Source organism: Micromonospora sp. NPDC005173, assembly GCF_040608515.1.
GTDB lineage: Bacteria > Actinomycetota > Actinomycetes > Mycobacteriales > Micromonosporaceae > Micromonospora.
This window is the reverse complement of record NZ_JBEXIK010000006.1, coordinates 25609-41541: the sequence shown is the minus strand read 5'-3', so window position 1 is coordinate 41541 and position 15933 is coordinate 25609. Positions and strand designations below refer to the sequence as shown.

Here is a 15933-nt window from a genome sequence, read left to right as displayed (position 1 = left end):
TCGGGATTGCGGGATGGGGCGTAGTCATCGTCCGGTCTCCTGATCAACAGCCGGGGCATCTCGGATCGCGAGTGCGGCCTGGATGAGCGCGGCGTGGGTCAGCGTCTGCGGGTAGTTGCCGAGGAAAGCGCCGGTTGCGGGGTCCAACTCTTCGGCGTAGAGGCCGAGTGCGTTGGCGCGTCCGAGCAGTTCCTGGAACAATTCGACCGCCTCAGTGCGTCGTCCGGTGTGGGCGAGGGCCTGCACGAGCCAGAATGAGCAGGGCAGGAACGCGCCTTCGGAGCCGGGGAGGCCGTCGCGTCCTGGCGGGTAGCGGTAGAGAAGTGGGCCGCCGGCAGAAAGCCGGTCACGAATGGCGTCGATGGTGCCGCGTATGCGTGGCGACGCAATGTCGTCCATGCCCAGCAACGGCAGGACGAGCAGAGCCGCGTCCAGTGCCGGTGAGCCGTAGCTGCGGACGTAGCTTTCCTGCGACGGGTCGAAGGCCCGGGCCCGGACATCGGTGGCGATGGCATCCCGGGCGCCCTGCCACCGGCGGTGCTGCCGCTCGGAGAGCCGGTGGGTAGCGGCGATGCGCAGGGCCCGGTCGAGAGCGAGCCAGCCCATGAGCTTGGAATGCACATGCTGGACGGGCTCGCGCACCTCCCAGATGCCGGCATCGGGCTCCGGCCAGCGCCGGGCGACCAGATCGGCAAAGCCGCGCACCGCCCGCCACGTCTCCGAATTCAGGCGGTGCCCGGCCTGCACGAGCACCCACGCGGCGTCGACCACCCAGCCATAGCCGTCGAGCTGGTGCTGCTCGGCGGCGGCATTGCCAACCCGTACCGGCGTGCTGTCGAGGTAGCCACCCCAGCCGGACAGCTCCCGCTCTCGCGGTACGTGGCGGCCGTCCAAGGTGAGCAGCGCAGGCAGGCGCGGTCGCTGCAGCCGGCTGGCGTGCAGTAACCACGCGAGGAATCCGTTGGCCTCCCGGAGTTTGCCGACGCCGAGGAACGCGTTGACATTGATGCTGGCGTCTCGTGGCCAGACATAGCGGTAGTCCCAGTTGCGCACCCCGCCCGGATCCTCGGGCAACGATGTCGTCGGTGCGGCCACCGGCGCCTGCGACGGAGAGTAGGTCAACAATCGCAGGGTCAGCAGACTGCGTACGACGCTCTCCCGGAACGGCAGCGACGCGTCGATTTCTGCGGCCCAGTCCCGCCAACGGCCCTCGTCGGCGACGACAATTTTCCAGGCCGCGGCCGGCTCGACGTGGATCAACGGTTCGCGATAGGCGATGGCCAGGACGAGGGTTACCGGACGACCCGGCATGACGGTGACCGCGGTGGGCGTACCCGGTTCGACGGTGACTCCGGGTGCGCAGCCCAGCGCCACCGCGAGCGACCCCCACTCACACACGAGATCCCGGCCGCGATCGTGGACCCGAGGTCGGCGGTGCTGGGCACCGAGCCGGGGATCGAACTCCACAACGGCGTCAACTGGACCTCCCTCGGCCGACAGGCGCCGCACGAGCATCGTCGTGGGCAGCAGACGTCCGGCGAGCTCGGCCACCATGGCCTCGGTGAGGGTGAGCCGGCGGCCGTCCACCATCCAGGTCGTCTCCAGCGTGGCGGTGTGCTGCCGGTAACGCCGCTCGACGACTGTGGCGGGTCTGGCCGGCCCGACCCGAAAGGCCCCCGCCGCCGGGCCACCGACCAGCCGGCCGAACAGGGGGTCGCCGTCGAAGCGGGGCACGCAGAGCCAGTCAATCCCGCCGTCACTGGCGACGAGGGCAGCGGTGCGGGTGTCACTGAGCAGCCCATAGTCTCCGATCGGCGCCGGAGGCCACTGACGGGTCAGGGGGACGGCGGTCATGGAGGACCTCCCACGACGAGATGCAATCGGCGCCGGCGGCGGCCGCGCGCCAGCCAGGAATGCTCATCGCGGCCGGTGGAGGTCAACGAGCCTGAAGGAGTAGCCCGAGGACCACCCCGTAGACGACATGGACGAGTGCCGTGACCGTCGGAGTCTGAACGCCATAGTTGAGGGCGAACAGGCCGGGCGGCTCCAGCACGGCGGTGCTGGCCGGGCCGGCCCGATGTGACGCCATGCGCGGATGGACACCAGGCAGCAGGGGCAGGAGCACAGTCAGCGCAATCGCGACGTGGAGTGCACCGAGCAGCGCCCCGATCCACCAGGTGGCGCGATGCAGCATGGCGAACACGGCCGCGTACCCGAGCGCGAAGCCCTGACCGGCAGCGAGGTGGATGAAGAACCCGATGACCCGGGCCCGGTCGGGATCCTCGGTGACGATGGTCCCGAGCACCAGAGGAAGGTCGAGACGGGTGAGCCCGGCCATCTGAGCAGTGATCGACGTCGCGGTGAGCGCCACGGTGGCGACCAACCCGAACAGTGCCCATCCAGCCCAGTCCATCTCAGCGAGAGCAGGCGGCCAACGCTGGCCCGGCCTGGCAGACATGCGCGGCCGCGCGTGAAGGTGACCGTGTCGGTACCGGTCGAACAAGCGCCGCCCCGCCCATCCGTACGCGGCAACGCGAATTGATCCCGGACATCGCACGCCTTCCGGCTAGCACAGGAAGAGTCATGTACGGCGCCGTCCGTAGCGCATGTCTTCGCACAGCTATCAGCCACGGTGGTCGCCCGGGTCTTACCCTAGGCGCACGGCACCTGCAGGACCGGCGGTTCGCCGGACGGCCCTGTTGAACAACAGAGCGACCGTGAGCATCCGAAAGTTCCTCGGTGCTGGCTTCCTTGCCGACGCGGCGATCCTCCTCGTGGAGGCGACTAGTTCCCTCCGGGTACCTGGTCCTTGACCTCGTCGTAGCCGGCCTTGGTCGGTGCCGCGGTCGGCGAGTAGATCACCCGGATCACGCCCGTCGGAAACGCCTCCGTCGCCGTCAACTTCAGGTGGTACGCCGTATCGCCCTCGTCGAACAGCTTGCGGCCCTTACGCGCCGCTACCGGATGCACCAGCAGGCGCAGCTCGTCGACCAGCCCTGCGGCGAGCAGTTGCTGCACCACGGAGATCGACCCGGGGATGAGGATGCCCTTGATGCCGGCATCAGCCTTGAGTGAGGCGACCGCATCGAGGAGTTCGCCCTTGATCGGCTCGGAGTTGCGCCAGGAGAACTCCAGCGGCTGACGCGAGACGACCACCTTGCGTACGTCCCCGAGTTGCTTGGCGAACTGTGCATCCTCCCCACCGGCGGCCTCACGGTCGGGCCAGGCTCCGGCGAAGCTGTCGTACGTTTCGCGGCCGATGAGCAGCACGTCAGAGGTGTCATAGTCCTCGCCGACGGCGCGACCCATGTTCTCGTCGAAGTAGGGAAAGTGCCAATCGGGGTCGATCTCGGCCACACCGTCGGCCGAGATGAACAGCGTGGAGATGACCTTTGCCATCGCGGTGATCCCTTCGAGTCAGGTGGTGTCGGCGGGTACACCGGCGCATCATCCCAAACTCATCGGCCAGCCACGGTCCGCCGCTACGAAGAGTTCGCGTGTCGAGCTCGTGAACGCCTGTCGGCGGCATGTGCGGACGCCCGTGCGCTACTCGCTGAGGAGTTGCTCGCGCAGGATGTCTGCGTGCCCGCCGTGCTGAGCGAGCTCGCGCAGCACGTGGAGGTACACCCAGCGCAGCGGGAGTGGGCCGCGCCGGTTGCCGTGCACCGTGTCGTCCAGCCCGAGGGGTGACGTCGCGCGGCGTGACGCTTCGCATGCCTCGGCATGTGCTCGCCGAAGGGTAGCGATGGTGTCGTCGTCGTCGAGGATGAACGACTCGTCTGGCGTCGCGGGGATGCCGATCTCGGCGCGCGATCGGCACGTGACGGCTTCGTCGAACCAGACCTTCTCGACGAAAGTCGCATGCTTTACCAAGCCCAGCAGCGTGGTCCGAGACGGCACCAACGACCGGCGCGCCTGCTCCTCGGTCAGCCCGTCCAAGCAGTCATTGAGCACGCGGCGGTGCTCATCGAGAAACGCCTCGAACTGGGCCTTCGCCGGCTGATTGATCACGTCTTCGGCGAATGTCGGCGGGAAGGAAGACATCTGCGCAGCATCTCAAGACCCGTCAACCAAGAGCAACCAGATCGGCTCTGGTGATTCAAGCTGGCGGGTGCCACGCTAGGCACCTGGCGAGGGAAAGCACGTTCATGGCCGATAGTCGTCGGCGCGGTGGTCAAACCCGCCGGGCCAGGCAGACCAGCCTGGCCCGCCATAGGAGGTCGTGATGTCGGTCGAGAATCGAGCGGAAAAACCGAAGCTTCCGCCACGCTGGTTCATCCGGCTGGCCTGGCACGTTCACCGGGGCCTGTATCGGGTCTTTCGCGGCCGGGTCGGACTCTGGCGGCCCCGCGCCAACCGCTGGGGCACCGTGCGGCTGACCACCACCGGGCGCCGCACCGGCCAGCAGCGCAGCGTCATCGTCGCGTACCTGGAGGATGGGCAGAATCTGTTCACGCTGGCGATGAATGGATGGGGTGAGGCTGAGCCCGCCTGGTGGCTCAACCTGCAGTCGCATCCGGATGCGACCGTCGACCTGGTTGACGGGCAGCGGCTGGTACGTGGGCGCGCCGCGACAGGCGAGGAGCGGGTGCGACTGTGGGCCCGGTGGCGCGAAATCGACAAGAAACTCGACGCTTTCGCGGCGCTGCGGTCGTCCGAGACCGCTGTGGTGGTCCTGGAGCCCCGGCCTGCCGTCGAGCACGTCACCGGGTAGCTGCGGCCCGGGTTCACGACGCGGATCCGACGGGGTCTCCCCCGGGCGCCCGGTGGCAACTGGCCTTGATGGCGGGCCGGACGCTGTGCCCTGCTGGCCTACCGCAGCCACCGCAGTGCGGCGTCGGCAGTGTCCTCGGGGCTGCTGTTGAAGGCGATTGCCGCCCCGGGAGCATGCTGCCGAACGAGGTTGACCACCGTCTCGAAGAACTCGAGCAACGGCTCATGCTTGCGGATGCCGCCCCCAACCACCACGCAGGCGTAGTCCTTCCGGGTCAGCGCCTCGACGATCGCTCCCTCGGCGGTCTCGTCGGGCACCACCAAGCACAGGTCGGCCTCGATATCGAGATCAACGAAACGGGCCTGACCGCGTGCGATCGCCGCTACGACCGGCTCAGGGTCCCAGCCCGGGATCCTGACGGGATCGAGACCGATCACCAACACTGGCCCCCGTGCCATGCGTCCTCCTTCTTGCCATCGAAGGGTCTGGCCCTGGCGCTCGGTGCCCACAGGCACCGAGCGCGCGGAACACCGACACTTCGTCGGACGGCCATGTCACACGATCCCGATGCTGCCACAGGCGGCACCAGAGGTGCTGGACTCCCGACCGCCGCAGCGGACACCAACCGTTCCCTCGGACCAGGCCGTGTCAGTGGCCGTGTCAGTGGCGTGTCAGGGCCGTGACAGGCCGGCTGCCGACAGTGGGCACATGACAAGTTCTGCGATTGCAGTTTCAGGGCTACGGAAAGCCTTCGGGGACAAGGTGGTGCTCGATGGCATCGATCTGGATGTGCGTGCGGGCACGGTGTTTTCCCTGCTCGGTCCGAATGGGGCGGGTAAGACCACGACGGTGAACGTGTTGACCACGTTGATGAAGGCCGACGCCGGGACGGTTCGGGTTGCCGGGCATGATGTCGCGACCGAGACCAAGGCGGTGCGGGCGGCGATCGGGGTCACCGGTCAGTTCGCGGCGGTGGACGAGCTGCTGACGGGGCAGGAAAACCTGCAGCTGATGGCGGACCTGAAGCGTCTGGGCTCTACCGCCGGCCGGCGGGTCGTCACCGACCTGCTGGAACGCTTCGACCTGGCCGAGTCGGCGCTGAAGCCGGTGTCCACCTATTCCGGGGGTATGCGCCGCAAGCTGGACCTGGCGATGACCCTGGTCGGCAAGCCCCGCATCATCTTCCTGGACGAGCCGACGACGGGACTGGACCCGCGCAGCCGCCGAACGATGTGGGACATCGTCCGCGAACTGGTCACCGACGGCGTGACCATTTTCCTCACCACCCAGTACCTCGAGGAAGCCGACCAGCTCGCCGACCGGATCGCGGTCCTCGACCAGGGCCGCCTGGTCGCCCAGGGCACCCCCGACGACCTCAAAGCCCAGGTCCCCGGCAGCCACGTCCGACTCCGCTTCACCACCGCCGGCGAACTCGACGCGGCCGCGCGGGTCCTCACCGACTCCACCCGCGACAACGAAGCACTGACCCTGCGAGTGCCCAGCGACGGCGGGACGAAGTCACTGCGGGCCCTGCTCGACAGGCTCGACGAAAACACGATCAACGCCGAAGCGTTCTCCGTGCACACCCCAGACCTCGATGACGTTTTCCTCGCCCTGACCGGCCGCACCACGGAGGTAGCAGCGAAATGAGCACCCCATCCCACTCGATGGTCATGTTGCGTCGCAACTTCAAGCACATCGCCCGGAACCCGACGTCGGTGTTCAACGCGGTCCTGATGCCGATCGTGCTCATGTTGATGTTCGTGTACATGTTCGGAGACGCTTTCAACGTCGGTGTCGACTACATCGACTACGCCACGCCCGGGCTGATGCTGCTGGCCGTGTGTTACGGGCTGGGGGCCACCGCCACGGCGGTGAACTCTGACATGACCAAGGGCATCATCAACCGGTTCAAGGTCATGGACGTCTCCCGTGGTGCGGTGTTGACCGGTCACGTCATCGCCAGCCTGCTGACCAACCTGATCGCCATCGGATCCCTCCTCGGGGTGGCTTTCCTGCTGGGATTCAACCCGTCGGCGAGTTCCCTCGACTGGCTCGCCGTGCTGGGCATCATCGTGCTGCTCGGGTTCGCGGCCGGCTGGCTCACCGTCGCCCTCGGACTGTTCGCCAAGTCCCCAGAAACCGCTGGCCTGGCCGCCGTGCCACTGGTCATGCTGCCGTTCTTCAGCAGCGCGATCGTCCCGGCGGAAAAGATGGGGCCGGGCCTCCGGCAGTTCGCCGAGTACCAGCCCTTCACGTCGATCATCGAAACCCTCCGCGGGTTGCTCAACGGCACACCAACCACCAGCACCACGATCACCGCCATCGCCTGGTGCGTCGGCATCGCACTGGTCGGGTACCTCTGGGCAGGCTCCACGTTCAAGAAGCGCGCGTGACCTTCCGGGCGATGACCTTCCGAGGACCGTGATCGGGCCGACCTCCAAGGCCGTGATCGACAGCTGATACGGCGCGCGCTCGCCAGCGACGAGCGCGCGCCGTGGCCGTGCGGATCGATGCTTCACCGGCTGGGGCAGCTCAGCCCCCACCACACGGACCAAGGATGAGACAAGAGGAGAGTTGTCATGCCTACCTTCGCCACGCCAGGACCCATCGTCGCCACCGTTGTTGTCGCCGGTGCTCAGGTGCGGGTCACCGCGAGCGAGCGGACCGACACCTCAGTGCTGGTCGAACCCATCAACAAGGCGAGCCAGTCGGATGTCAAGGTTGCCAACAAAACCAAGGTCGACTTCGCCGGCGGTCAGCTATCGGTCAAGACGACCGCGTCCGGAGACAAGAACGGTTCGGTCGCCATCACGATCGACCTGCCCGCCGGCTCCAGCCTGGTTTCGTACCTGACGTACTCGGATGTGCACGCCGACGGCTCGTTCGGAGAGTGCGAGCTGCACATGGCATCGGGTCGGGTCCACCTCGATCGCGTCAACGCGCTGCAGGCGAACATCACGGCCGGTGAGGTCACGATCGGCCACATCGCCGAGTGCGCCACCATCGACGGTGCGTCGTTCGCAATGCGGATCACCGAGGTCAAGGACACCGTCAAGCTCACGAGCTCGGGCGGACAGATCTGGATCGGCCACGCATCGTCCGACCTTGATCTCAGCAGTGGCAGCGGCGGTTTCGACATCGACCGCGCCGACGGCAGCGTCACCGCCAAGACAGGCGACGGCACCATTCGGATCGGCCGGTTGACGCGCGGTCAGGCGGAGCTGATGAACGGCTCGGGAAACATCGAGGTCGGCATCAGCGAGGGCACCGCCGCCTGGGTGGACGCCAACAGCGAGCGAGGGTCGGTGCGCAACTCCGTTCCGTCCCCGGAAAACCCTGACACGTCGGACAACAAGGTCACGGTTCACGCCCGCACGCGGCACGGCGACATCAGCATTCAACGCGTAGCAAACTGACCGTGGGCACCTGCCCCGTTCAGGAGTCGAGTGTGACCGTGACCAGTTGATGCCAACTCGTCTGCGTACCCTCCCGAGCCGCCTCAGCGAACCGTGTGTCGCCGAGGCGGCGCCGCGCGGCCTGCTCGATCCGGGCCACATCCGGCTGGGAACGATCCGGCAGCCCGCGCACGCAGGCGCTCGCCGCGAGCAACCGCGCGGCCTGCTCGTGTTGTTCACGGCGCAGTGCCAGGTCCGCGATCCCGACGAGGACCTGCGCGATCACGGGTGCGTGCCCCGCCTCGGCCGCGGCCCGGCAGGCCGCTGCGCGGTATGCGCGGGCCTCGCCGAGGTCGTCGGCGAGGTAGCCGAGCAGATCGTGTGTCACCGCGCGGATGTGCGCACGCTCCGCGGTGTCGCCCAGCATGGTTGTCGCGACGCCGAGTTGCTGGTGTGCCTCCTCCGCGTCGCCGCCCCAACGGGCGAGTTCCGCCTTCGCCAGGGCCAGCTCGGCCAGCGCGTCCGGCCAGGTGACCCGTGCCGCGTACCGTTGCGCCTCGGCTATCGCAGCCGCGCTGGACTCCTTGTCGCCCAGCAGCCAGTACAGCTGAGCCTGTCGCGACCGCATGCGGATGACATCCTCGATGGCACCGACTTCGGTGACGACCGCGATCGCCTGTTCGAAGTGCTCGCAGGCAGCGGCGAACTCGCCGCGCGCGGCGATGCGGTCCGCCAGCTCGGTCTGGGCGAAGGAAATCCCGAACCGTTCGCCGATTGCCCGGAACTCGGCGAGCGCCATCTCGAGATGCGCGTCCGCATCCCGCCCGTCCTGGCCGAGGATGATCCGCATCTTGCCGAGGTGGAGCCGGGCCATCGCGCGGACCCAGGGGTCTTCGTCGTCCAACAGTGCTTCGAACGCGGGCAAGATCTCGTCCGGCGCCTGCAACATGCGTTCCATGGCGGCGACGAACGCCAGCGCCGGGTGGCGGCCCTGGCCGCGCTGACTGCCCTGGCCGAACCGGTACGCCTTGTGGATCCACTCCTCCGTCTGATGTTCGTCGCCCCGCCCGGAGCTCAGGAAATGCCCGACAAGGGCGTACACCGTCGCCCGGATCTCGTCGGTCACCTCGCCGGGCGTCTCGGTCGCGGCGGTGAGCAGCTCGATGCCTTCGGCTCGGTGCCCGCCGAGCCACCAGTACCAGCCGGCGTTCGCCGCGAGCCGCATCGTCGCGTGCGCCTCGCCGGCCGTGATTGCACCACGCATCGCAGAACCGATGTTGTCGTGCTCGACCTCGAGCGTGGCGAGCCATCGCACCTGCTCGGCGCGGCGAAGATGCGGCTCCGCGGTCTCGGTGAGTTCCGTGAAGTAGGCGAGATGCGCAGTGCGCGCCAGGTCCGACTCCCCCGCCTCCGCGAGGCGGTGCCCGGCGTACTCCTTGATCGTCTCGATCATCCGGTAGCGCGGTGCGCTGTCGCGATCGGCGACCAGGAGCGATTTCTCGGCCAGCGCGGTGAGCAGATCGAGCACCTGCTCCCGCTCGACCGTATCGCCGGCGCAGACCCGCTCGGCCGCTTCCAGGCTCGCCCCGCCGGAGAACACCGAGAGCCTGCGCAGGACCATCCGTTCGGCGTCGGTGAGCAACTCCCAGCTCCAGTCGACCACCGCGCGCAGCGTCCTGTGGTGCGGCAACGCGGTACGGCTACCGCTGGTCAGCAGGCGGAACCGGTCGTCGAGCCGGTGGGCGAGCTGATCGATGGACATGGTGCGCAGCCTGGCCGCGGCCAGTTCGATCGCCAGCGGCATCCCGTCCAGCGCCCGGCAGACGCGCACCATCGTCGACAACGTGTGGGCGTCGAGCGCGAGATCCGTGCGCACCGCGCCCGCCCGGTCCCGCAGCATCTGGACGGCGGGAGAGGACTCGATCTCGCCGGGGCTGGCGTCCCCCTCCGGCAAGGTCAGTGGCTCGACCAGCCACAGCGCCTCCCCGGTGATGCCGAGCGGTTCCCTGCTCGTCGCCAGGATCCGCAGTCGCTGGCACTCCCCGAGCACTCGATGGGCGAACGCCGCCGCCGACTCGATCACATGCTCACAGTTGTCCAGAATCAGCAGCGCCTCCCGATCGCGGATCGCGGCGATGAGCCGGTCCGTCGGCTCCACGTTCGGTGCCCCGCCGAGCAGAGCATCCCGGAGGCCGAGCCCGGCGAGCGCCGCCTGTGCCAGGTCAGCGTCCGCGCCGATGGCTGCGAGCTCCACCAGCCAGACCCCGTCCGGCAGGTCGCCGAGCAGCGTGCGCGCGGTTTCCGTGGCCAGCCTGGTCTTCCCCGAGCCGCCCGGCCCGATCAGAGTGGTGAGCCGATGCTCGGCGAGGAGTTCGCGGACCGCGGCGATATCGGCGTCTTTGCCGATGAAGCTGGTCAGCTCGGCACGCAAGTTGGTCTTCCGGTTCTCCTCCCGCCGTCGTCCCAACCCGCCCCGCAGCAGCGCGACGTGCAATGCGGACAGCTCCGGAGAGGGGCCGACGCCCAGCGCGTCGGCCAGGGCCTCTCTCGCGCGCTGGTACACGAGCAGCGCGTCGGTGTCGCGGCCGGCCGTGACGAGGGCACGCATCAGCGCGGCGACAAGCCGTTCTCGCACCGGATGCGCGGCCACCAGGTCGGTCAGCTCCGTGACCAGCTCCACACCGTGGCCGAGGCGGATCTCGGCATCGAACCGATCCTCCATGGCTGTCAGGCGTAGCCCTTCGAGCCGGGTGACCGCCGCGTCCAACGCGGCACTATCCGGCAAATCGACGCCCTGCATGGCCGCACCGCGCCACAGTGCGAGGGCCTCGCGCAGCAGCCGTACCCGCCGCGAATCATCGTCATTCTGGACCTGGCCCGCTGTGATGAGGCGTTCGAACTTCACGGCGTCGACAGCGTCGGGTTCCACCGTCAACCGGTAGCCGTCCGGCTGCCCCTCGATCCAGCCTTCCGGCAGCGCCTTGCGCAGCCGGGAGACCAAGCGTTGCAGGGCATTCGTCGCGTCGGAGGGCGGCCGCTCACCCCAGATCCAGTCGATGAGAGTCGACTTCGGGACCACGTGCCGTGGTTCGAGCGCGAGGGCGATCAACAGACCGCGCAACCGGGCACCCGGCACGTCGGCCAAGACGCCGTCGTCCGCACGAACCTCGAATGGTCCAAGCATCCCGATCTGCACCTGGCAGATCTTGCCACGGGCGATTGGCAGCCTCGCCGACGGTGAGCTGGGCGGAGGTCGAATCCGGCGCCATTGGGGGTACTGCCGCATTTGCCGACCTGACCCAGCGCGGCGGAGCCGGTGCTGCTGGTGGCGGCGTTGACCGCTAGGTGTCGGGATGGGACTGCGCGCGGACGAGATCGTCGCCGGTGCCGGTGCGGTAGTACAGCACTGAACGGCCTGATCGTCGCCGGCTGACCAGTCTCGCGTCCAGCAGCACCCGCAGGTGGCCGCCGACCGAGCCGAGTCCGTACCCGGTCAGCGCCACCAGTTGGGTGGTGCTCTTCGGCGTGTCCAGTGCGGTGAGGATGCGGGCACGTACCGGTCCCAGCAGCCTTGCCAGCGCCTCGGGCGTCGCGCCGGTCCGCGGCCGGGCGAGGAGCCCTGAGCACGGGTAGATGACGGCATAACGGCGTTGCCGCGGGTCGGACGCCACCCAGCCGCGGCGGGTCGTGGCGGGAATGAAGACCAGCTCGGCCCCGGAGATGTCGCGCGGCGGGTAGTCGTACGTGTTGATCTGCAGCCGCCCGTCGCCCAGCCATCGCATTCCCGGTCGCATGCCGTCCAGCGCGGTCGCCCAGCCACCGGAGTTGAGCTGGTGCGTTCGGGCCACGACGTCGGCCTCGAACGCCCGGGCCCGCCACGGCCAGTCCGGTTCGACACTGCGGGTCCAGATCCACGACAGCAGGTCGGCCACTCGGGCCGCGCCGTCCGGCACCCGCAGCGCGTCGGGCACCGGACCCTGCAGGGCGACGGCGAGGTCGTCGAGGTAGGTGCCGGACGGGGTCGCGGCGAGCCTGCCCAGCTCGTCATCGATGGAGCGATCGCCGGGCCGCGGCGGCACGGTCAGGAAATCGGGAAGCCATGCCCGCCGGAACGCCACCTTACGAACGTCGCCGCGAACGGGTCCGCCGCGATGCGCTCGCGGTAGGCGAGACGGTCCACGTCCAGTTGGCTGCCTTCGCCGGCCGGCGCCGGCCGTCCGATGAGCACCACCAGGCGCCCGACCGTCTCGGCCAGCGGCGACAGGGTGAACCGGCTCCGCGCGAGCGTGTCGGAGCCGATCAGCCACACCCCCACGTTTCGCCTCCACAGGAAACTCTAGGACCTCACCTAGCCACCCGCTGAGACTGCCGGCCATGAGTACGTACCGCGAATTGTTCCGTACACCGGAATTCACGCCGATGTTCGCCAGCGCCTCAGCCACCATCGCCGCCCGCACGGTTAGTGGCCTGGCCCTCGGCACCCTGGTGTACGGGGCGACCGGCTCGCCGCTGCTGTCCGCGCTGAGCATGTTCGGCTCATCGTTCGCCCAGATGATCGGCATTTTCACCGTGCTGTCGGCCGCCGACCGACTGCCGCCGCGGGCCGCGACGGCCGGCATCGCGGCTCTCTTCGCCGCCGGCACGGCGGTCCTGGCGGTGCCTGGCCTCCCGGCGTGGGGCATGGTGCTGGTCGTCCTCGGCATCGGGCTGGTCAACTCGGTCGCCGGCGGCGTGCGCTGGGGTTTGCTCCATGAGATCCTGCCGGCCGAGCGTTACCTGCTGGGGCGGTCGGTGTTCAACATGGCGGTCGGGGTGATGCAGATCGCCGGCTTCGCCGCGGGTGGGCTGCTACTGGTGGTGCTGTCGCCCCGCCAGGCGCTGCTGGCCGCCGCCGGACTCAATCTCCTCGCCGCAGCGGTGGCCCGGCTCGGGCTCACCGCCCACCCGCCGCGCGCCGCAGGCCGCCCGTCGATCCGCAGGACCTGGCAGGTCAACGGCCAACTGTGGGCGTTGCCAGCACGCCGCGCCACGTACCTCGCGATGTGGTTGCCCAACGGCTTCATCGTGGGTTGCGAGGCGCTGTTCGTCCCGTACGCGCCCGCTTCGGCCAGTGCACTGTTCGTCGTAACCGCGTTCGGGATGTTGACCGGTGACGTTCTCGTCGGCCGATTCCTGCCGCAACGGCACCGCCGGCGGCTGATCACGCCGCTACAGATTCTGCTGGTGCCCCGTTCCTGCTGTTCGCACTGCCTCTACCGTATGGCGTCGCCCTGACCGCCGCGGCGCTCGGAGCGACTGGCTACAGCGCCGGTCTGCTGCTGCAGGAACGCCTGCTCGCTCAGACCGGCGACGACATCCGCGGCCAGGCGCTCGGCCTGCACTCGGCGGGCATGCTCACGATGCAGGCGGTCGGCGCCACCATGGCCGGGGCCGCAGCGCAGATCCTGCCGGTCGGCACCGCGATGGCTGTCATGGCGCTGGCATCGCTGTGCATCAGCGCCACCCTCGCCGCAGCGATACGCCGCCCGATCACGGTCCCGGTCCACGTCGGCTGAGCCCGCACAGTCTCTTCGCTACGGGACACACTCTCCTCATCAGCATGATCGGGCGTACTCCTGCTGGCCCGGACCGGGGCGGTCCGGGCCAGCAAGACCTCTACCCTGACGCGCTTGCGGTCAGCGGAGCGGGCGGAAGAATTCGCGCATGTCGTCGACCAGGAGATCGGGTGCTTCCAGGGCGGCGAAGTGACCGCCGCGGCTGTACTCGGCCCAGTGCACCACGTTGTGGTCACGTTCGGCGAGGGGTCGGATGGTGATGTCGTTGGGGAACACCGCCACCCCGGTCGGCACTGGCGACCGGGTCTGGGCCTGGCCCCAACTGCGGGCCCCTTCGTAGTAGATGTGGGCCGCCGATCCGGCGGTGCCGGTCAGCCAGTACACCGAGACATCGGTGAGGATCAGGTCGCGGTCAATGGCGTCCTCGGGCAGGTTCGCGCTCGGGTCGGTCCATTCCTTGAACTTCTCGACGATCCAGGCGAGCTGGCCGACCGGTGAGTCGGTGAGGGCGTAGGAGATGGTCTGCGGACGGGTTGACTGGACGATCGCGTATCCGCTCATGTCCTGGCCCCACGTCGACATGAGCGCGAGTCGGGCCTGATCGGCCTCGGTGAGGTCGGCCAGCTCAGCCGGATCGCCGGAGGGGAAGGTCCCCAAGTTGTTGACGTGCACGCCGATCACCCGGTCGGGGTCGATACGGCCGAGCTCGGGGGACACAATCGCTCCGGTGTCCCCGCCCTGGGCGCCGTAGCGGTGGTAGCCGAGGCGTTCCATCAGGGTGGCCCAGGCCCGGGCTACCCGGCTGGTGTCCCAGCCCGGGGCGGACAGCGGGCTGGAAAAGCCGAAGCCGGGCAGCGACGGGGCTACCACGTGGAAAGCGTCGGCAGGGTCGCCGCCGTACCGGGCGGGATCGGTCAGCGGGCCGATGATCTTCATGAACTCCACGATCGAGCCGGGCCAACCATGGGTGATGATGAGCGGCAGCGCCCCCGGCTCGGGCGAACGGACGTGCAGGAAGTGCACGGTCTGGCCGTCGATGGCAGTGGTGAACTGGGGAAACTCGTTCAGCTGCGCCTCATGGGCACGCCAGTCATAAGAGGTGCCCCAGTAGTCGGCCAGATCCTTCAGGTAGCCCAGCGGCACCCCGGCCTCCCAGCTCGTGCCCGGCAGCTGGCTCGGCCAGCGGGCGTCGGCGAGCCGCCGGCGCAGGTCGTCGAGGCGGTCCTGAGAAATCTCGATCTTGAATGGGGTGATCTCTTCGCTCATGACTGCCACGCTACGGACCAGCTAGGACAGGTTCCGCCCTAGGCGCATGACAAACTTCTGAGCATGTTGGAAACCTCCGCGCGACTGCTGCGGCTTCTCGGACTGCTGCAAACCCCGCGCGACTGGACCGGCGCAGACCTTGCGCAGCGCCTGGAGGTCGACATACGGACCGTGCGGCGTGACATCCAGAAACTGCGTGATCTGGGCTATCCAGTGCACGCCATCGCTGGCGCGGCCGGCTACCGGCTCGGCGCCGGGACGAAGCTTCCGCCGCTGCTGCTCGACGACGACGAGGCCGTCGCCGTCGCCATCGGGCTGCGCACCGCCGCAAGCGGCACGGTGACCGGTATCGAGGACAGCTCACTGCGCGCACTCGCCAAACTCGAACAGGTCCTGCCCTCGCGCGTACGACACCGCGTCAACCTGCTGCACTCGGTCACCGTCACGGTCCCGGCCAGCGGACCGACCGTGGACCCAGCCGTACTCACCGCCGTCGCCGCCGCCTGCCGCGAGCACCACCGGCTCCGCTTCGACTACCAACGCCACGACGGCACGAGCTCGGTACGCGACATCGAACCGCACCGACTGGTCCACACCGGCCGACGCTGGTACCTGATCGGCTGGGACACCGACCGGCGCGACTGGCGCACGTACCGCGTCGACCGGATCCGTCCCCGCATCCCGACAGGCCCACGATTCACCCCACGACAAGCGCCCGACGTCGACCTCGCCGGCTACCTCACCCGCGGCGTATCCACCGCCCCATACCGTTACCAGGCCCTGATCACCCTGTATGCGCCAGCCGAGACCGCCGCCGAACGGTTCCCACCCACTGTCGGCGTCATCGAAGCCATCGACCCGCACACCTGCCAACTGCACACCGGATCCAACTCCCTCGACGAAATCGCCATCTACGTCGCGCTGTCCGGCTTTCCCTTCCAGATCCACGAACCACCCGAACTGATCGCACACATCCGACACCTCGCCACCCGACTCATCG

At 68.6% G+C, this 15933-nt stretch carries 15 protein-coding genes and 1 pseudogene; 7 read left to right on the top strand and 9 right to left on the bottom strand.

Annotation, left to right across the window (positions count from 1 at the left end):
- Window positions 1-24 precede the first annotated feature (24 nt).
- From ABZV00_RS10140 to ABZV00_RS10125, 4 genes are all read right to left on the bottom strand, one after another.
- Window positions 25-1854, bottom strand: a complete 1830-nt coding sequence (locus ABZV00_RS10140; protein WP_355603842.1) for a glycoside hydrolase family 15 protein — start codon at window positions 1852-1854, stop codon at window positions 25-27.
- A gap of 82 nt (window positions 1855-1936) precedes the next feature.
- The gene (locus ABZV00_RS10135) at window positions 1937-2413 is read right to left on the bottom strand and encodes a hypothetical protein (RefSeq protein WP_355603839.1); all 477 of its coding nucleotides are present in this window, start codon (window positions 2411-2413) and stop codon (window positions 1937-1939) included.
- A gap of 371 nt (window positions 2414-2784) precedes the next feature.
- A complete protein-coding gene (locus tag ABZV00_RS10130; RefSeq protein WP_355603837.1) occupies window positions 2785-3399 on the bottom strand; it encodes a dihydrofolate reductase family protein in 615 nt (204 codons plus the stop codon).
- A 147-nt stretch (window positions 3400-3546) separates the two neighbouring features.
- Window positions 3547-4044 (bottom strand): DinB family protein, encoded by a 498-nt coding sequence (locus ABZV00_RS10125; RefSeq protein ID WP_355603835.1) that lies wholly within the window; start codon window positions 4042-4044, stop codon window positions 3547-3549.
- Window positions 4045-4225: 181 nt separating this feature from the next.
- Here ABZV00_RS10125 and ABZV00_RS10120 point away from each other — a divergent pair, with 181 nt between their 5' ends.
- On the top strand, window positions 4226-4714 hold the full coding sequence (locus ABZV00_RS10120) for a nitroreductase/quinone reductase family protein (protein ID WP_355603833.1): 489 nt from the start codon (window positions 4226-4228) through the stop codon (window positions 4712-4714).
- Window positions 4715-4812: 98 nt separating this feature from the next.
- Here the strand turns inward: ABZV00_RS10120 and ABZV00_RS10115 are convergent, their stop codons facing one another.
- Complete coding sequence (locus ABZV00_RS10115; protein WP_355603830.1) at window positions 4813-5172, bottom strand: hypothetical protein; 360 nt, start codon at window positions 5170-5172, stop codon at window positions 4813-4815.
- 250 nt (window positions 5173-5422) lie between these two features.
- On the opposite strand from ABZV00_RS10115, the gene ABZV00_RS10110 reads away from it, so the two are divergent.
- The 3 genes from ABZV00_RS10110 to ABZV00_RS10100 all read left to right on the top strand — a co-directional run bounded on the left by ABZV00_RS10110 (window position 5423) and on the right by ABZV00_RS10100 (window position 8133).
- Window positions 5423-6364, top strand: a complete 942-nt coding sequence (locus ABZV00_RS10110) for an ATP-binding cassette domain-containing protein (RefSeq protein ID WP_328426702.1) — start codon at window positions 5423-5425, stop codon at window positions 6362-6364.
- Window positions 6361-7110, top strand: a complete 750-nt coding sequence (locus ABZV00_RS10105; RefSeq protein WP_355603828.1) for an ABC transporter permease — start codon at window positions 6361-6363, stop codon at window positions 7108-7110. Before ABZV00_RS10110 ends, ABZV00_RS10105 begins: the two co-directional genes overlap by 4 nt.
- A 186-nt stretch (window positions 7111-7296) precedes the next feature.
- Window positions 7297-8133 (top strand): DUF4097 family beta strand repeat-containing protein, encoded by an 837-nt coding sequence (locus tag ABZV00_RS10100; protein WP_355603825.1) that lies wholly within the window; start codon window positions 7297-7299, stop codon window positions 8131-8133.
- A gap of 19 nt (window positions 8134-8152) precedes the next feature.
- On the opposite strand, the gene ABZV00_RS10095 is transcribed toward ABZV00_RS10100, so the two are convergent.
- From ABZV00_RS10095 to ABZV00_RS10085, 3 genes are all read right to left on the bottom strand, one after another.
- Entirely contained in the window at window positions 8153-11308 is a 3156-nt protein-coding gene (locus ABZV00_RS10095) for a BTAD domain-containing putative transcriptional regulator (RefSeq protein WP_355603822.1), read from the bottom strand.
- A 145-nt stretch (window positions 11309-11453) separates the two neighbouring features.
- Window positions 11454-12230 carry a winged helix-turn-helix domain-containing protein gene (locus ABZV00_RS10090; protein WP_355603820.1) on the bottom strand — a complete coding sequence of 259 codons (777 nt, stop codon included), beginning with the start codon at window positions 12228-12230 and terminating at the stop codon, window positions 11454-11456.
- Window positions 12194-12427 (bottom strand): hypothetical protein, encoded by a 234-nt coding sequence (locus tag ABZV00_RS10085; RefSeq protein ID WP_355603817.1) that lies wholly within the window; start codon window positions 12425-12427, stop codon window positions 12194-12196. The genes ABZV00_RS10090 and ABZV00_RS10085 overlap by 37 nt, the downstream gene beginning before the upstream one ends.
- Window positions 12428-12486: 59 nt before the next feature.
- Between ABZV00_RS10085 and ABZV00_RS10080 the strand changes: the two genes are divergently transcribed.
- Entirely contained in the window at window positions 12487-13386 is a 900-nt protein-coding gene (locus tag ABZV00_RS10080; RefSeq protein ID WP_355603814.1) for a hypothetical protein, read from the top strand.
- Window positions 13387-13502: 116 nt separating this feature from the next.
- Window positions 13503-13667, top strand: coding sequence for a hypothetical protein (locus ABZV00_RS10075; RefSeq protein ID WP_355603811.1), 165 nt, complete (start codon window positions 13503-13505; stop codon window positions 13665-13667).
- 120 nt (window positions 13668-13787) lie between these two features.
- On the opposite strand, the gene ABZV00_RS10070 is transcribed toward ABZV00_RS10075, so the two are convergent.
- On the bottom strand, window positions 13788-14921 hold the full coding sequence (locus tag ABZV00_RS10070; RefSeq protein ID WP_355604249.1) for an epoxide hydrolase family protein: 1134 nt from the start codon (window positions 14919-14921) through the stop codon (window positions 13788-13790).
- 75 nt (window positions 14922-14996) lie between these two features.
- Here ABZV00_RS10070 and ABZV00_RS10065 point away from each other — a divergent pair.
- Window positions 14997-15929, top strand: a pseudogene (locus tag ABZV00_RS10065) (YafY family protein); the annotation flags it as partial.
- Between the last annotated feature and the right edge of the window lie 4 nt (window positions 15930-15933).